This window comes from Shewanella gelidii (assembly GCF_014647855.1).
In the GTDB taxonomy this organism is placed as follows: Bacteria; Pseudomonadota; Gammaproteobacteria; order Enterobacterales; family Shewanellaceae; genus Shewanella; species Shewanella gelidii.
The window spans coordinates 54,655-73,188 of sequence record NZ_BMPZ01000009.1; the positions used below are offsets into that span (position 1 = coordinate 54,655).

The window sequence follows — 18,534 nt, forward strand, 5'->3', positions numbered from 1 at the left end:
ATTATTAGAATGCTGAAACAATAGACCCTACCGCAAATTATGTGATCAAGGTCATGTGGCGAAGTTTATTACTAAATCCTAGAATTTTCGAGCTAATTTTTCGTGGTTTTACCTGTTAAATCTATGCAAATCAGATACTTTTTACCACAAGTTGCTCAAACAATCATTAATCTAGGTTTTTTATGCATAAAAAAGGGCCCGTAGGCCCTTTGAATTTCTTTATTTATCAACGCTGTCGCCAGAACATTGCCGCAAGGGACGGCAATATAATTATTGCCCCTAGCATATTGACCAAAAACATAAAGGTCAGCAAAATTCCCATGTCCATTTGAAACTTGAGCGCACTGAAAAACCAAGTACTAACACCTATTGCAAGGGTTAGACCTGTAAATATCACCGCACTTCCTCTTTCCACTAAAGCCTCATAATATGCTTGCTGAACAGGCATCCCCGCCGTTAATTTCGATGACATGGTCGATAAAATATAAATACCATAGTCAACGCCAATCCCAACGCCTAAGGCAATAACAGGTAAAGTACTCACAGCCAAACCGATATCTAGCTCTGTCATCAAAGCCTGCGCGTGAGTTGACACAAAATAAAGCGGCACAATGACAGCGACAGTCGCTTTAATCGAGCGAAAACTAATTAAACACAATACAAATACTGCGCCATATACATAGAGCATCATCGGCAGCTGCGCTTCGGCAACGGCTTCATTAGTTGCCGCCATCACACCAACAGGCCCAGAGGCTAATCGGTAGGTCAATTTATCGTTGTCCATAGTTGCAGCAACGGCTTTGACCTTATCAATGACCCGCTCTATTGTCTCAGCTTTATGATCCTCTAAAAACACATACACTGGCATGACTGAACAATCAGAGTTTAAGAGTCCTGACGAGGTAGGCACCCGACCAACGGCTTGCACTAAACTCGCCGTTGTTCTGGGAAGTACGTGCCACTTCGGATTTCCTTCGTTGAAGCCGGCATTCACGCGCTTAGCTACAGAGGCCAAACTTGCACTCGACTGCACACCCTCGGTATTTTTAACCTGCCACTCAAAGTTATCGATTTGTTCAAGCACTTCATGATAAGTACACGCTTCAGGAAACGCCTCGACGATAACTGTCATCACATCCGTGGTAATTGAAAAATGATCGGTAATAAAAAAAGTATCTTGATTGTATCGAGAGTCTTGATGTAAAGCCGGCGCCCCCCCCTGCAAATCTCCAATTTTCATTTTATTGGCTTGGTTTAAACCAAATCCATACAAAACAAGGGTGGCTGCAAGCACTACCAAAGCATATTTGGGTGTAGCAAATAGACTCAGCTTACGCCAAATATTATCAACCCTTGCGGCATGTTTCGGATTTGTTTTAGTTTTTTTAAATTCGGTAAATGAAAGTACTAAAGGCAGAAGAATAAGGTTAGTAAGAATAATAACCGCGACCCCAAGTGACGCCGATATGGCAAGCTCTCGAATAATTCCGATATCGATTGCCAGCAAAGTTAAAAAACCAACGGTATCGGAAAGCAATGCAACACCACCGGGAACTAACAAACTACGAAATGCTGATGCCGCTGCTGATTTCGTCGCTTGCCCTTCTAAAACACGCTGACGTACAGCATTGATCATCTGAACACCATGGCTCACTCCAATCGCAAAGACTAAAAACGGTACCAGAATCGACATAGGATCAAGGCCAAAACCGACAACCGTCAGCAAGCCTAACTGCCAAATCACCGCAATGAGGCTGCACATCAATGGCAATACGGTCAAAACTATAGACTTAGAGAAGAAATAAACCATCACAGCAGTCACTAGAATGGCGATTAAGAAAAACAGCAATACCCCTTTAGCACCATCAGCAACATCACCAGCCATTTTAGCAAAGCCAATGATATGCACTTTCACGGTGTCTTTCTCAAACTTACCACGCAACTCTTTTTCTAACTGAGCTGCAAACGCTAATGTATCGAGCGGTTCTCCTGTGCTTGGGTCAAAATCCATTAACTGCGCCCGTACCATCGCAGCACTATAATCTTCAGCAATTAATCGTCCAACAATTCCGGCCTTTTCAATATTATTCTTAACTCTCTGTAAACCTTCGGGGGTTGTTGAAAAATCTGCGGGAATCACAGGCCCCCCCGCAAAACCATCTTCAACGACCTCGGTGAACCGGGTCGATGGCGAGAACAAAGATTTAACTTGAGAGCGCTCAACGCCAGGAATGAAGAACAATTGATCGTGTACACCTTTTAAGGCATCGAAGAACTCTCCATTAAAAATATCACCGTTGGTATCTTCGACTGCGACCATAATACTGTTCGCACCACCAAACTGCTTTTGGTGCTTGAGATAGGTCTGCATATATTCGTGCTGTAGTGGAATGTTTTTAGTAAAAGCAGCATCCATTTTTAAGTTGCTTGCTTGCATCCCTAAATAAACTGTCATTAACACAAAGGCAAAAATCACCCGCCCGCGATGACGAAACAGAAACGCTTCAAATCCATTGACCAGTTTTTCTAACATCTGAGTGGCCCTATTATTGTAATTCTATTGAGGACAGACCTTTCGTGCCTGCTAGCCATATTTGACCTAATGGCCCTTTATTGATCGCGACAATATTCTCGCCTTGCTTCTGTACCACAAGCTCTACTGCCTGGCTTGGGGATATTTTGACGACTGCGCCTGCATTTCCCACAAGAAACAGGTTACCTTTCTCTACAATTGCTCCATTTAACGTGGACTCAATGGGCATTTTTACCGACTGCCAATCATGAAGTGAGGCATTGGTTTTAAAAACATTGCCACGCAGCCCCATCACATATACCTGTTGCGCATACTCTATGACATTAAAAATTGAACCTTCGTAGCTGAAACTAGTTTGTTGAAACGTGCGGCCCAAATCATCTGAAAACGCAACTAAACCAAGTTCTCCCACGAGAAGAAAACGGCCGTCACTAAGCGGATAAAAACGGTTAAAATGAGGCAGTAATGCAGCACGTTCGCTTAGATATAATTCATGGTCCTCGACTTTCAACTGCTCTAAATATTCAACATCTTCTTCAAATAATAGCTCTTGATGAAATTCTTCATGCCATGTCTCACCGCCATTTTGGGTACGGTAAAACATACCGTATGCACCGACAGCGACGCCATGGCTATCATCGAAAAAAAACACATCAAAAAAAGGCTTTTCAAGCTCAAACGACTGTAGCTGCACGGCCCAAGTGAGGCCTCCATCTTGGGTATGCAAAATCGTTGCATCGTGGCCTACAGCCCACCCCAAAAGGTCATCGATAAAGTACACCTTAGTTAATTGAGAATGAACTGGGGACTTAACTTGTTGCCAGAGCTTTTTCTTGATCAAAATGTGGCCACGTTCACCAACAGCAATAGCGGATTCATTCAGAGATGCGATATCAAGAATTAACGAGGACTGTGCTAGCGGCTGAATTTGATGGCTTAAGTCAACATTTTCTGCTGACGTTGAAAATGACAAAAAGCTAAAACTAACACAGAAGAGCATTGCGCAATTTAGCATGCGTAACGACATACAATCTTCCTTAAAATAAAGGGGCGTCTAGCGCCCCTATGTCACAACTTTCAGTAAATAAACGCCACTTTATCTACTGAATTCTACCGATCGACTTTGCAACTATCGGATGCCTTGCCTTCTTAAAGCAGCAGGCGTGAAATTTGCTTCACTGAGCTTAGCGTCAAAGTCATACATACGACTTTGGTTATCAAGCCCCATCGCAATATACCGACGCGATTGTAAATCGTGGTAAACCTCTAAAGTACTCCAATGTGTCGGCACTTCGTAGTAATTCAAACCATGAGCTACAGCAACGCGGTACAATTCATCACGATTGTCATACAAATCGACCACAGATGCCTGCCAAGAGTCTTCATCTAAATAAAACATACGCGTTTTATAAATATGACGCATGCCATCTTTTAATGTCGCTTTAACCTGCCAAACACGATGCTTCTCCCAACGGACGAGCTCAGGATTAATATGGCCAGGCTTTAAAATATCATCATACTCAAGCTTATCTGAATGAAGCTTATAGTCGTTATAGGGAATAAAAATCTCTTTTTTACCCACTAACTCCCAGTTATAACGGTTTGGCGAACCGTTAAACATATCAAAATCATCCGAAGTTCTTAAGCCATCAGACGCAGTACCCGGTGTATCATAGGCGACGTTTGGTGCCTTACGCACGCGGCGCTGTCCCGTGTTGTAGGTCCATGCCTGACGTGGCAGTTTTTGCTGGTCCATGGTTTCTTTTACCAAAACCGCTGTCCCGGCCAAACGCGCAGGCTGAGAAACCAATTGTTTAAAATAAAATAGCGTGTTACTGCTCTTAAGATCGTCTAGCTTCGCTTCTGGTCGAGAATATTGAAAACGGATCTCTTCTTTCGTCTCAACCATGGTGTAGCTACCACCGGCAGTCGGTGCAGCCTGACTACGTGCCGTTTTAATATCAACACCACGGAAACGCAATACGTGATTCCATATTGCTTCTAGTCCGTTAGCGGGAATAGGAAAAGGAACACCAATCGATGCGCCCTGAACTCCGTTGCCGCCAGAAACCAATTCAGCCTTTGCTGCATTCGCTTTTGTCGCCTGATAAACAAAATCCGGTAATGATGCTGAGCGTCGAGTTTTATATACATTCATTTTAAATGTATCAGGATATAGCTCGAGCAGCTTTTTTTGGCCTTCAGTCAAAAACGCCTGATACTGCGCCTTATTAGCATTAGTAATCGTAAATTCAATGGGGTCAGCACTAAATGGATCTGGATGATGCATTCCTTTACTGTAACCTGGAATGGGTTCCGTAATGCCACCATTCCACTCAGGAATTGAGCCATCCGCATTGGCAGCCTTAACAGCACCATTCGGCGTTAAATCTGCACCAAGACGAGCCACTTCGCTCTCTGAAACTTTAGCAAGTGCCGTTGACGAGGTAAGTGCCATCGCAATTGCTGCAGACAATATCGTTAGCTTTTTCATTATTATTGCCCTTAGATAGAATACTTAATATTGAATGAGACATAATCTCGATCGGCCATCGCGTTCGTTGTCCCCACGCCACCAAAGAAAGTGTTGTAAGAAACGTCTGCACCCCAACGGCTTTGGTAATCAAAACTTAACCCCATAGCTACAGATTTACGGCCTTCGGTAAACAAGAACATTGGATCTGGCGTAATACCGTCAACATCATGGGAAAAAATTACTCTTGGAGACATATTCACGCCCCAAAAAACATCGTTATAATCAGCTTTCGCAACTAAACGATAACCCCACGCGGAATCCGTTGGAAATGGATTGGTCTCTGGGCCATTATGCAAGGCTTGAATAATACCTGGCATATCTGGGTTTCCTCCAGAACGTGCAGTGCCGGGGCCATTCAACCTAAGCTCATCAAAGCCGGGCATATCATGAATCCAAACACCGCCAATTTCTGCGAGCATAACCAAATTATCTGTGCCGAAAGTTGGACCAAATAAGTGGGTGAAGGTAACCTGAGCTTGGGTCGTATCCAGACGGATAAACCCTTCTGCATACGCACCGGGATCAAGCACTTCCATCTGAGAAATACCATCTAGATCCGGTCTTAAGCCTGCATTTGCTAACTGTTGCGGCATCGCCGCAAATAAAAGTTCAACATCATCAATTTGCAGCGGCTCATCTTGTCGATGAGAAATTTCACCGGCCACTGACGTATCACCAATCAAAGTGTTGAAACTAAATCCATATAGCTTGATATCTTCAGGGTAAGCAATTTGCGCCTTTGAAAAACTTCCCAAGCTCAAAAGTAATTCGCGATCAATACTGCCAGCATTAGCACCAATAGTCGCCAAATCAGCAACCAAGGTTTCAGTCCTAAAATCGGCGGTATAACCACTAATTAAAGGACGGCGGCTATGATAATTCATATAGTAGAGACCAAACTCAGTCTCATTTAACTCAGGAGAATAATAGCTTAATTTTACGCCATATTGACCCGAGTCTGATGGTTCCGCTTCGTCATCAACAAGGGTTAACTTGGTTGGGTATGCAAGACTAGCTTGCACTAATTGCTCCATTGGAATTTGACCACTGCGTACCATTGCGGCGAGCGTTTCATACTCTGAGATAAGGAAATCCAAATTCATATCTGGATTAGCATTAAACCCAAGCTGCGCATTCTGGTTGTAACCACCAAAACCTGCAAAATCATTGGTCGCAAAAATAGAACCCGGCGTAGGAACCCAAATCGGCTCCCAGTCATACTGATAAAAAGCTTCAACAGACAAGTTATCGGTCACACCAAGGGATGCCCAAACCATGCCTTGCGGTCTAAATGCTTCTTTCAGTTCTGCGCCTGGCGCATTGAGAATATTCAGATCTACAGGGTTAATGACACCAATACCATGCGGAATCAATGTGCTCTCACCCCATGATACGACTTGATTACCAACGCGAATCGTCAGTGGATTTGCGCCATCATTAAAGTCGAAGTTACCGTAGATAAATGCATCCAATAATCGCACGTCTTTACATTGAACTTCACTCGCCCTTTTATCATCACAAGGATCGAATGAACCACCGGTCACAGGATCGGTAAAATCATAATTGCCGTCATTCAGCTTACGATCATAGAAGTACATTCCACGAGCGAAAATACCAAAGTTCTTATATTGCAGTGATAACTCGTGAAGTCCTTTTACGATTTCAGATGTCGTGTCGCCTTTAGAATAAAGTAGGTTACTGAGGTCTCCATTGCTAGAGTATGAACCGGGTTGTGCCCAGATCTCACTAGATGGATAGATGGTGTTGCTGAAAGCACTGTAACCAGACCAGTCAAATCGAGGATGATTTACCTTACCAATTTGATTGTTCCAATCTCGACCTTCAACTCGCCAGCTGGCTCCAGCAGTCCAGGTCGAGTCAAATGACCCAGTGACTTCGCCCCAGTCTATAGATACCGCATTTACACTAGGTGCGATACCTAGACTTAGCGCCGACGCCACCCCCAAAGCAAGAGTCGACTTGTTAAATACTCGTTTAACAATATTCATTCTTTTGTCTCTCCGTAACCTGCTAGATTCATTGTTATAGGAATTGCAGCCAACATCTTGTTAGCCTACAGGTAACACCATTGTTACAGCAATTTATTGCCATCGGCAATACTCGAAAGGATAAAATTTTCTAGAGAATTGAATGTGTAACGTTAAATTAAAGAGGTAAAAATGAGACAAAATTTGAATTTATGTATCAGAAGTGCAGAAAGCAAAATTGTGACGAAGTTAACACCTTTTAAATTAACAAGTTAGACCGAGATCTGTGAACAAAATAGCACCGTATTAAACAGGCGTTTGTTTTAAGTATTTACTCTAAACTTTTTCAAGTTTAACAAAATTTCCTTGGTCATCTAACTGTAAACAAAACCGACCAGCTACGCCTTGATTCGTTAAAAACGAACGAAAGTGCCGCCCATTAATCCAAATCCGCCTTCCCGCATCATCAAATACTTCAATTCTTTCTGCGCGACCTTGATAATACGGGAGATATTTTGCAACTGACATATTCATACTAAAATACAAATTCACAACAAAAAAACTCTCTTCCTAGTGTCCGTAAGACAGATTTAAACTGCAGAGTCCATATTAAACCCTGCAGCGGTCAGACTAAAGTAACGCTTTTGATACCTTTTCGTATAAATCCTTAGACAAGTCGGGTAGCGTCAACAACTCCTTCAAACACTTCTTGATTTGCTGTTTGCGGCAATCATCGAATTTCTGATACTGAATCAGTGGTGTGACAAGCCTTGAAGCGATTTGTGGATTTGTCCCATTCAATTTTTTCAAAATATCCGTAAGGTAGCGGTATCCACTGCCATCTTTAGCATGGAATCGATAGAGGTTTTGAGCAACAAACCCACCGACAAGCGACCGAACCCGGTTTGGATTAGTGAAACTAAATGCTGCATGTTCTTCTAATGCGGCAAGTCTATCGATAATATCTTCTCGGTTTTGCCCCCCTTGAAGCATAAGCCACTTATCCATGACTAAAGGCGTGTCTATCCACTTTCGCTCAAACGCAGCCATCAACTCGTCCCGTAAAACTAACCCACTATTGTTTACAGCAGAAAGCACCGCCAACGTATCAGTCATATTATCGGCCTGTTCAAACTGAGTCTTCGCGATGGAATCATGTTGTTCAGAAACTTTCAATAGCATCATCAAACAGCGACTTTTAAGGGCTCGAGCCCCAACACTATCAATATGGTGAAGCTGACGATATTTAACTAACAGCTCATCTTCACATTGTGCCGCGAGTTCTTCTTCTACAAACTCTCGGGCTATTTCAAGCGCGTCAAGATCAATTGAGTCCACTTGCTCAATTAAAGAAGCTGCACTTGGTAAGGTAAAGATTTCCGCGACAAGCGCGCTGTCCAATTGCGGATCAAGCAGAACGCCACGATATCCATCAACAATTTGTGGAGCGAGCACCATTGCGCTGCCAGATTGAATACGCGTGATATTTAGCCAAATCGCCTGACTGATTAACTGTACAGATGCTTCCCAACGCGCAACTTCACTACTGGCAAAACGCATTAGGTTTACCAATTGTTCGTCACTAAATTCATATTGCAATCTAATTGGTGCCGAGAAGTTTTGAAACAATGAAGGTGTCGGCTTGTACGTTAGGCCATCGAACACGAACCTTTGACTTTCTTGCGTAATATCCAGCACCTGATTGACCAAACTTTGACCATCAGAACCGAGTAGTTCTAGATCAAAAGGAATATGCATCGCTTGCTTATTGGTTTGACCCGGCGTGTCAGGGAGAGTTTGACTCACCGTTAACGTATATTGCTTCTTCTGAGGATCGAAATGGTCATCAATCGATACCACAGGCGTACCCGCTTGGCTGTACCACAACTTAAATTGAGTCAGGTCTAAATCACTTGCATCTTGCATTGCATTGACAAAATCATCACAGGTGACCGCTTGACCATCATGGCGTTCAAAATAGAGCCTCATACCTGCTTGAAAGTTATCTTCACCAAGCAAGGTGTGCATCATACGTATAACTTCTGCACCTTTGTTATACACGGTCACCGTATAAAAATTATTCATTTCAATGACTGACTCTGGACGTATCGGATGCGCCATTGGGCCAGAATCTTCGGCAAACTGCTGGTTTTTCATGACTCGTATGGCACTAATTCGATTAACTGCTCGCGAACCGAGGTCAGAGCTAAATTCTTGATCTCTGAAAACAGTTAAACCTTCCTTCAAACTTAACTGAAACCAATCTCGGCATGTGACTCGGTTACCAGTCCAATTGTGAAAATACTCATGCCCGACTACCGACTCAATGCCGTGGTAATCATCGTCCGTAGCACTTTCCTTATCAGCCAATACATACTTCGTATTAAAAACATTGAGGCCTTTATTCTCCATGGCACCCATATTGAAGAAATCAACAGCGACGATCATATAAATATCTAGATCATACTCGAGACCAAACCGCTGCTCATCCCAAGCCATAGATTTCTTTAAAGACGCCATCGCATGATGCGCCTTGTGGAGATTCCCCTTATCAACGAAAACTTGAAGTAACACTTTACGTTCGTTCATTGTGATAAATGAATCTTCAAGTAAATCAAAATCACCAGCGACGAGCGCAAACAAGTATGCAGGCTTTGGAAAAGGGTCTTCCCAAACCGCAAAGTGACGACCATTTGGCAACTCACCTTTTTCAACAAGGTTTCCGTTACTCAAAATATAAGGAAACGCAGCTTGATCCGCTTCAATGCGCACGTCATATTTAGCAAGTACATCAGGACGATCTAAAAAATAAGTTATCTTGCGAAACCCTTCTGCTTCGCACTGGGTACAATAGGCTCCATCAGACATGTAAAGTCCTTCAAGGCTAGTGTTCGCCTCGGGATCGATTTGAGTTTCAATAACCAACTCAAATGCATCTGAATCCACTTCAATAACTAGTTGTGTTGCTTCGACCTGATAGTTTACTTTTTCCCGATCGACTAAAACAGAATCGAGATTAAGTGATTCACCATGAAGCGCAAGCTGAGTTGCATCTGCACGTAGCCTTTTAACTTGACTCGTCGCCTTTACTTTTGTATTTACGCCATTTAAATCAAACTCTAAAACGACATGGGATATTGTAAAATCTGGAGAGCGATAATCTTTCAGATGCTTGGCTTGGCATTGCTGCATAATGTGTCCTTAATTGAATTCTCGTATACTTTCAACGAGGGAAAGGAGAACAACACGGTATATCAGTGATCCTCCTTGTGCTTTGAAAAGCGCAGAGGTCACGTCAGACTCCGTGCACCTAAATGTTCTAACCTACTATCTTCGTCGAAAATTAGGCTAAAAAAAAGCGCGCCTAGGCGCGCTTTTTTTTGTCCGATTAACACTACTTAATTGAGTTCTTTGCTAATTTTTGAGTATCGACCATATCAAGTGTAATCAATGCCGTTTCATTCAAAAAAGCATCCGGCATTTCATCATTTGAGTCGAGATCGTCTAAGCTTTTAACCTTTGGTAAACCTTTCGCAAGTAGTCTCTCGTTTGCGCGCTCTAAGCGTTTTTGATCTTCTTCTTCACGAGAAGCAATACGCTCACTTTCGACTAAAGAAATACTTGTTTCTTTATGGTTATTTTTAAACTCTTCTAAATCTTTTGCAATATAGTTAAATTCGACATCAGCAACCACACGCTGCTTATGTTTTACATCAAGTGCCGCCACTAAATCTGGTGTTATATCGTTTACAACAGCATAATTTGCGACCGGCACTTTATCCCATGGTAATGCATTATCTTGCTCCGCTTCACCATACTGACCAGCTTCAAGGCCACTTGGAAATAAAATATCTGGCGTGACACCTTTCAGCTGCGTGCTTCCACCGTTTATGCGATAGAATTTCTGCATAGTAAACTGGATGTAACCGACACTTTTTTCATACATATCGTAAATACGACGCAGGCCTTTGTGCTGCTGAACTGTACCTTTACCAAAGCTTGATTCACCAATCACAATCGCTCGACCATAATCTTGCAATGCGGCGGCAAAAATTTCTGATGCTGAAGCACTATAACGATCAATCATTACAGCTAACGGCCCGTCATAGGTCATTTTGCCGTCATTATCTCTATGTTCAGAAACCTTACCACGTGCATCTCGAACTTGAACTACTGGACCAAGCTCGATGAATAACCCCGTCAGCAAGGTTGCCTCACTGAGTGCACCACCGCCATTACCGCGTAAATCAATAATAACAGCTTCAACGTGCTTCTCTTGAAGGCTAAGTAATTCCTTTTTAACATCCTGAGATAGGTTCATGTAGAAACCTGGAATTTTGATCACACCTACTTTTCGATCTGCATAGACTCCGGTTTCTGGCTGGATTACGCTTGAAGTTGCGGCACGATCTTCTAATCTAATTTTATCGCGAACCATAGTAACTTCGAACATCTTGGCATTCGAGCCACCTTTTTTGGGCAATATCTGTAAAACAACTTTGCTGCCCTTTGGTCCTTTAATAAGATCAACAACATCGTCAAGACGCCAGCCAATCACATCAACAATTTTTTCACCTTCTTGCCCGACGCCGACAATTTTATCTTCAGGCGATAACTTTTCACTATTCGCAGCGGGACCACCGGTAACTAAGCTTTTGATGACCGTGTAATCATCATCCATCTGCAAGACGGCACCAATCCCTTCAAGGCTCAGATTCATCTCCATTTGGAAACGTTCAGCATTTCGCGGAGAAAGGTAGCTAGTATGAGGTTCGATACTTCGTGCAAATGCATTCATCACGCCTTGGAACACATCTTCACTTTGTGTTTGACTCAAACGTTTAATAGCATTGTTGTATCGCTTCGTTAAAATTTCAGAAATTTCAGGCCATTCTTTACCGGTCAATTTCAGATTTAACGCATCATATTTAACACGCTGGCGCCACAACTCATCTAATTCAGCTTTATCTTTGGGCCAATCAGCATCTTCACGGTCAAATTGGTAACTATCCCCTTTCACCGTAAAATCAAATTCTTTGTCTAGTAAAGACAACGCAAAAGCAAAGCGCTCATAACGGCGCTTCATCACTAACTGATACATAGCATATGCAGGATTTAAGTCCCCTGCTTTAAGCATGTCATCAAACTGTTGACTGTACACAGCAAGATCATCGACATCACTCTGCATAAGCACATTACGACGATAGTCTGCTTGCTTTAGATAGCGTTGGAAAATCTTTTCAGAGAATGCATCATCAAGGTCAATACGATGGTAGTGAGATCGTGTGAATTCGCCCGTCACACGCTTACTCGCTACTTTATGTTGCGGTTCTTGGCTCAGAACAGGTAACTCATTGACGGGAATATCTGGTTTAGCTCCCCAAGCTGGTGTACCGACGAGAACGGCAGCTATCGATGCAGCTAGAAAAATTTTTCTCATCAACAAGTTACTCCTTCAAAAATGTTTACAGCATGACGTGTTCAACTGGTACTTTCACCGTGAATCCTGAATCGAGTTGAACATGGATGTCTTGCTTTTTAATATCGACGATAACGCCAGACACTGGTGACTTACCCAGTTTGACATTGACTCGCTGATTTGGTTTCAATTCGTCTAATACTGCCGGTGTTAAATTCACTGGTGCAGGCTTTTCTTTCGCAGGCTTCGGACGGCTCTGTGCAGGTTTTTTAGCTTGCGCAGGCTTTCTCGCTTGCTTCTTCGCCGCTTTTGGTGCTTGAGCCGCACGCTTAGCTTTCGCTTTTTCTTGGCTTTCTTTTAGTGTTGCTTGTGCATGTTCAATATGTTCTTGCTCAAGTTCACCACAAGGGTTGCCATCTAAATCAACACGTTGCACACCTATTTTGATGCACTTTAAGTAGCGCCAACTACTAGTATAGCGTCTAAGTGCAACCCGTAGCTGAGTTTTACTGACTTTAGAATCATCGGCTAACCTTTCAGCCAAATCTTGAAACAATCCGATTTTTAAGGGTTTAACTTCACCTTCTGCGACAAAGCACAAAGGGAATGTTTCATACAAATACGCGAGTATTGCGTTGGTGTCGGTCAACTTTTCTGTTGATTCCATCATTACTTCCACAGTTCAAATAGGGACAAGTCTAATTAACGTCTAGCGTCTTGCTTTTCTTGTCGTTTATCTTCGCTAACTCTACATTAGAGCTAACGTACAAATTAGCACTATATTGAAATTTGCTAAAGCATAATTACAAACTCTAACAATTTCTTCGGCATACAAGCTGACTTTTACAAGAGTGATTCAGGCATCTACAGCTCAGCCGCCTATTATAAAGCGGCATTCAGCGATTGCGACCATGAATTATGTGAAATTGTGCGCTCTTTAATCAAATAGGCACTTTTCAAGACTTTTCACCAAGGATTCTAGCCCTTCTTGGTCTTGGCTATCAAAACGATCGAAAACTGGGCTATCAATATCTAGCACTGCAATGACTTCGCTTTGACGAAAAACAGGAATGACGATCTCTGAATTACTCGCAGCATCACAAGCGATATGGCCGGCAAATTGATGTACATCTGCAATTCGCTGGGTTTCCTTAGTTGCCGCTGCAGTACCACACACACCTTTTCCTAACGGAATACGTGTACAAGCAACTTTACCTTGAAACGGACCTAAAACCAGTTGTTCATTATCCATCAGATAAAAACCAGCCCAATTTAGATTGTCCAAACTGTCATTAATCAGTGCTGAAAAATTAGCCATGGCAGCAATCAGATTCGTTTCACCTTCAAATAAGGCTAGCACTTGACGATTCAAGGTATCGTAAAACTCAGATTTCATTTGTTTTTCCTAATAGAACTATTCGGTATCCGCTTTTTTACTCGCCTTTTTTACTGGCTGAGCTTTCTTCTGCGGTGCTCCCTTCAATAACGAAGCAAGCTCATCTTTATGACTTGCTAGGTAAAAAGCAAGTTTTTCACTCGTCGGTTCATCAAGTTCCAGATCTGAACTTTGTAAAAATGGGATAAGATTATCTGCGATATCAAGCATCTTGTCGTAGGCATCTGCCTCCTTCTTAGATGTAAATGTCATCTTCTCTACCCCTTCTCTAACGACGACGAACTGTGTAATTACTGCCATATCAAGCCTCGCACTGTTTTTATATACAGTGCACAGAGTGTCATAAAATGTTCAACAGATGCAAGTGTTCTCACTAATCTGATAATATCTTTCTATATTTCTGTATCTTGGTCTCATTTCTCAGTGGACTTTGGGCTAAAATGAACAGTTGTTTTCAAAGGTTTTGCAATCGTCGCTCAATTAACAAGGTTAGTTAAATTTGAAACTGCAGGGTAAAACGCTCGATAAATCTATCGTATTGTGCCGCGCTTGTGATTTAGCGGTTAGCAAAAGAGCTTTGCCATCAGGCGTCAGGGCGCTCTGCCCTCGGTGTCACACCGCCTTATATGACACGCCATACTGTTCGATTAATGGCATGCTTGCACTATGTCTTGCTGCTGTGTTTCTATATTTTCCAGCAAATTTACTCCCGGTTTTAGAAATCCACTTTTTGGGGAACATTAGAAATACAACGGTTATCCAAGGCGCAATAGCAGTGATTGATCAAGGGTATTGGGTTGTTGGCATCGCAGTCCTGCTTGCAGCTGTCGTTGCACCAGGCTTGCTTTTATTGTCCGTTTTATTCCAAATATTGATTATTAAATTTGGTCGTCGTTCTGTTTTCTTGAAAACTAGCCTAAAGCAATTATTAAAAAGACAAAATCTAGTCACCCAATTTACGATGCTCGAAATCTATATGTTGGGTTTTCTCGTTTCCGCGTTCAATCTCTCTGATTTTTCTGATATCTACTTCAGTGTCGGTTCGTTTTGTTTCACTATGCTGTTCGTCGTAACGCTCTTTTTGCAACGAGAATACAACCTCGAACATATGTGGAGCTTTGTCGATGACTAAACGAAACCGCAATACAGGCATGACTCTCGGCCTTTGTTTATGTACTCGCTGCCGAAAGATGAATAGCAAATCCCAAAGTCATTGTTTACGATGTGACTCGCCTTTGCATACAAGAGATGATACCAGCTTGCAAAAAAGTTGGGCGCTGCTTATCACAGCCGCAATTCTGCTTGTACCTGCAAATATCTATCCAATTTCCATGATCACAAATCAGGGGAAAGTCACCTATGACACTATTTTTAGCGGTATTGCTCATTTAGTGCATACCGATATGATCCCCATTGCCATCATTTTATTTGTCGCCAGTATTTTAGTGCCTGTCATGAAAATCGTTGGCTTGACAATTTATCTGATTGCTATCAGCTTTGAATTACCCATTTCAAAGAAATATTTAATGGCCGGATTCCACATTATTGAATGGATTGGCCGCTGGTCAATGCTGGATCTTTTTGTGATTTCGATTACTGTAGCCCTAGTCAATATGGGGCAGCTTTTAGATGTCAAACCAGCGCCAGCTGCCACCGCATTTGCATTGGTCATTTTACTTACACAAATGGCTGCTCATGTACTCGACACACGCCTTTTATGGGATAGATTGGAAGTAAAAAATGACGGAAACTGAAGCGCCCAAGGTCGTTAAAAAGAAACTATTCTCTCCAATTTGGTTATTACCAATCGTAGCACTAGCGCTCGGTTCTTGGCTGGGCATCAAAAGCATCAAAGAATCAGGTATTGAAGTTTCCGTACACTTTCCGAGTGCGACCGGTATTGACGTGGGCAAAACACTAGTAAAGTACCAGGGCTTAACCGTCGGAAAAGTCGTGGACATTGGACTCGATCAGGACTTGTCCGGCGTAAATGTTGATATTTTGATGGATTATCGGGCGGAGCCTTTTTTAACAACTGGAACCAAATTCTGGCTCGTAACTCCCAAAGCCTCAATTACCGGAGTTGAAGGATTAGATGCATTGTTTTCCGGCAATTATATTGGTGTTCAACCCGGTCAAGGCGATACAAACTATAGTTTTGAAGCAGAAAAGCAAGCACCGGCAATCACTCCTGGTAGCGAAGGCGTCGTCCTCGAATTGACAGCGGAAAAACTCGGTTCAATTGATGTGGGTTCACCCGTATTCTACCGGCAAATTCCTGTAGGAAATATTGTTAGCTACCGTTTGACCAATCACCAAACCGTCACCATAAACGCCTTCGTACAAGAACAATATGCATATTTGGTAAAACACAATTCTAGTTTTTGGAATGTGTCTGGCGTCAGCATTGATGCCTCTTTGCAAGGCATCAAAGTCAATTCAGAAAGCCTCGCCTCCATTATTGCTGGCGGTATTACGTTTAATTCCCCACAATCTGGTGAACCGGCCAAAAATGGGGATAGTTTTACGCTTTATCAAAATGAAACCAACGCTCTCGGCGGGATCCGAATTACATTGGCAGCGGATACTGCGGCCAATGTTAGCAAAGGCACGAACATAGAATATCGAGGGTTAAAAATCGGTCAAATCTTACAAAGCCAACTGACCCCAAGTGGCGTCATCTTCGACGCAAAGATTGATACTCAATATCAATCCATGCTCAACCAAGAAACATTGTTTTGGTCTGAAGGCGCAGACATTTCGCTGGGCGGCGTTAAAAACGCGGCAAGAATGATCACAGGGCACGTCATCAATATCATCCCGGGTCGTGGTGCCCCCCAAACAGCATTTGAGTTAAATGATGTAGCGCCAGATCTGCTTCAAGCAGACAGGTTACAACTCACGCTTACATCTGATGCAAACCCAGGCGTTCAAGCCGGTTCACAAGTCAGATATAAACAAATACCCATTGGCGAAGTCACATCAGCGAATTTAAGTGAGTCCTTTGAGCATGTTGAATACGCCATAGAAATATGGCCAGAATTTGCAAAATTGATCGCGCCTTCAAGCTACTTTGTTGCAGAATCAGCCTTAGCTGTTGATGCGTCACTGGATGGGGTCTCCATCAAATCGCGAGATATTGATACTTTAGTGAAAGGCGCCATTAGCTTGATGGCTGCAAAGCCGTATAAGCCGGTCAATCAAGTATCAAGCAATAAAGTGACTCCAAAAACCAAACAAACAAAACTCATCAAGCCTCTACGACTGTTTTCAGATCGAAACGCAGCACAACAATATTTTGCCAAACAAAAACTCATTTATCGTTCACTTTCAAGCCTTGATGGTGCTGGCCTTTCGGAAGGGTCCCCTGTTTACTTTAAAAAAATGAAAGTTGGGGCTGTAACCTCTGTCAACTGGGCAACTCAAACGAATCAATTTACGATAGAGCTCGGGATCAAAAAACAATTTCAAACACTTCTGAACCCACGCACAGTTTTCTGGCGCAACGGTGCAGCAACGATCAATGCTAGCCTTGCGGGGGTTGATATTGATGTCGCACCTTTAGAAGGCACATTAAAAGGCAGTATTAGTCTTGGCCATGTCGACGCAAAACAGAACAATACCGAACATCTTTATGCAGACAAAAAGCTTGCTCTGATGCAGGCAAAACCCATCTCTATCCAGCTCCCTGCGGCAGCTCAGATTGCAGTCAATGCGGCAATTCGTTATCAAGGACATCAAGTTGGGCAAGTAAAAAATGTGTCCCTCGACCCTTCACTCAACTTTGTCAACGCTGATGCCTATCTATATGGCGATTACGCAAAGTACTTCGTAAAGTCAGATAGCCAATTTTTCATCGTTCAAGCGCAAGTCTCATTAGCTGGAGTGAAAGATGTAGATACACTGATTACCGGTCCATATATTGGTGTCCTACCTGGAAAGTCTGCACAACAGCAATTTCGATTTAACGCAAGCCTTACCGCCCCAATGCATACAAAACAAGGTGATTTATTGGTGCAGCTTGAAGACTCTGAGTTAGGCTCAGTCAAAGTCGGCACGCAAATATTTTATCGCGGTATCGCTATCGGACAGGTTGATCAGGTCCAACTTGCGGCCTCAGGCAACAAGATCATTATGCATGCCCATATCGATAGTCAATATCGTCACGTAGTCAATCAAAGTAGTAAGTTCTGGGATCTTTCAGGGATAAAGTTAGATTGGGGCCTATTCTCAGGCGCCCAAATAAACACAGGTTCACTTGAAACGTTGCTCGTCGGTGGCATCGGTGTGGCAACCAGGGAAACGACCAACACATCGAATCAAATTCGCCAGCAACTGGTAGCTCCGCTTCACGAAAAGCCGGATCCTCTTTGGCAACAATGGGCACCTAAACAATCCATACGACCATAGAAGCAAATGTTCATGAAGGCAGCGAGATGACTCAGGTGCTCATCCGCTTCCCATGGAACCTGAGCAAAAATGCAAACCAATAGAAAATTAGTATGGGAGTGAAGTGCACTCACATTGTTTTCGTAAGACGAGCTTACTCTTTAGGCTATTTGTTGTGCACCACGTCGTGTTCATGCATTCCTAACGGCACTTTAACGAGAAAATTTCGTTCGCCTTTGGTTGTGGCAAAGCATCCCCCAATCAAACGCACAA

The 18,534-nt window shown here is 42.9% G+C and carries 13 protein-coding genes; 3 read left to right on the plus strand and 10 right to left on the minus strand.

The window, feature by feature from the left end; all coding sequences use genetic code 11:
• Positions 1–226: 226 nt before the first annotated feature.
• The 10 genes from IEY18_RS14115 to IEY18_RS14160 all read right to left on the minus strand — a co-directional run bounded on the left by IEY18_RS14115 (position 227) and on the right by IEY18_RS14160 (position 14,172).
• Positions 227–2,533 carry an efflux RND transporter permease subunit gene (locus tag IEY18_RS14115; RefSeq protein WP_188921937.1) on the minus strand — a complete coding sequence of 769 codons (2,307 nt, stop codon included), beginning with the start codon at positions 2,531–2,533 and terminating at the stop codon, positions 227–229.
• A gap of 13 nt (positions 2,534–2,546) precedes the next feature.
• Entirely contained in the window at positions 2,547–3,560 is a 1,014-nt protein-coding gene (locus IEY18_RS14120) for a WD40/YVTN/BNR-like repeat-containing protein (protein ID WP_188921939.1), read from the minus strand.
• A gap of 102 nt (positions 3,561–3,662) precedes the next feature.
• Positions 3,663–5,027 (minus strand): DUF1329 domain-containing protein, encoded by a 1,365-nt coding sequence (locus IEY18_RS14125; RefSeq protein ID WP_188921941.1) that lies wholly within the window; start codon positions 5,025–5,027, stop codon positions 3,663–3,665.
• A gap of 11 nt (positions 5,028–5,038) precedes the next feature.
• The gene (locus IEY18_RS14130; protein ID WP_188921943.1) at positions 5,039–7,078 is read right to left on the minus strand and encodes a DUF1302 domain-containing protein; all 2,040 of its coding nucleotides are present in this window, start codon (positions 7,076–7,078) and stop codon (positions 5,039–5,041) included.
• Between the two features lie 315 nt (positions 7,079–7,393).
• Positions 7,394–7,609, minus strand: a complete 216-nt coding sequence (locus IEY18_RS14135; RefSeq protein ID WP_188921945.1) for a DUF2835 domain-containing protein — start codon at positions 7,607–7,609, stop codon at positions 7,394–7,396.
• Positions 7,610–7,687: 78 nt separating this feature from the next.
• The gene (gene pepN / locus IEY18_RS14140) at positions 7,688–10,249 is read right to left on the minus strand and encodes an aminopeptidase N (protein WP_188921948.1); all 2,562 of its coding nucleotides are present in this window, start codon (positions 10,247–10,249) and stop codon (positions 7,688–7,690) included.
• Between the two features lie 202 nt (positions 10,250–10,451).
• The gene (gene prc, locus IEY18_RS14145) at positions 10,452–12,497 is read right to left on the minus strand and encodes a carboxy terminal-processing peptidase (protein WP_188921950.1); all 2,046 of its coding nucleotides are present in this window, start codon (positions 12,495–12,497) and stop codon (positions 10,452–10,454) included.
• 25 nt (positions 12,498–12,522) lie between these two features.
• Positions 12,523–13,143 carry an RNA chaperone ProQ gene (gene proQ, locus IEY18_RS14150; RefSeq protein WP_188922115.1) on the minus strand — a complete coding sequence of 207 codons (621 nt, stop codon included), beginning with the start codon at positions 13,141–13,143 and terminating at the stop codon, positions 12,523–12,525.
• Positions 13,144–13,413: 270 nt separating this feature from the next.
• Entirely contained in the window at positions 13,414–13,872 is a 459-nt protein-coding gene (msrC, locus tag IEY18_RS14155; protein ID WP_188921952.1) for a free L-methionine (R)-S-oxide reductase MsrC, read from the minus strand.
• 18 nt (positions 13,873–13,890) lie between these two features.
• Positions 13,891–14,172, minus strand: coding sequence for a YebG family protein (locus IEY18_RS14160; RefSeq protein ID WP_188921954.1), 282 nt, complete (start codon positions 14,170–14,172; stop codon positions 13,891–13,893).
• Positions 14,173–14,377: 205 nt separating this feature from the next.
• Between IEY18_RS14160 and IEY18_RS14165 the strand changes: the two genes are divergently transcribed.
• From IEY18_RS14165 to IEY18_RS14175, 3 genes are read left to right on the plus strand one after another with little or no spacing between them, the layout of a single operon-like run.
• On the plus strand, positions 14,378–15,004 hold the full coding sequence (locus tag IEY18_RS14165) for a paraquat-inducible protein A (protein ID WP_188922117.1): 627 nt from the start codon (positions 14,378–14,380) through the stop codon (positions 15,002–15,004).
• Complete coding sequence (locus IEY18_RS14170) at positions 14,997–15,626, plus strand: paraquat-inducible protein A (protein WP_188921956.1); 630 nt, start codon at positions 14,997–14,999, stop codon at positions 15,624–15,626. The genes IEY18_RS14165 and IEY18_RS14170 overlap by 8 nt, the downstream gene beginning before the upstream one ends.
• Positions 15,613–18,282, plus strand: a complete 2,670-nt coding sequence (locus tag IEY18_RS14175) for a PqiB family protein (protein WP_188921958.1) — start codon at positions 15,613–15,615, stop codon at positions 18,280–18,282. The genes IEY18_RS14170 and IEY18_RS14175 overlap by 14 nt, the downstream gene beginning before the upstream one ends.
• Positions 18,283–18,534 lie beyond the last annotated feature (252 nt).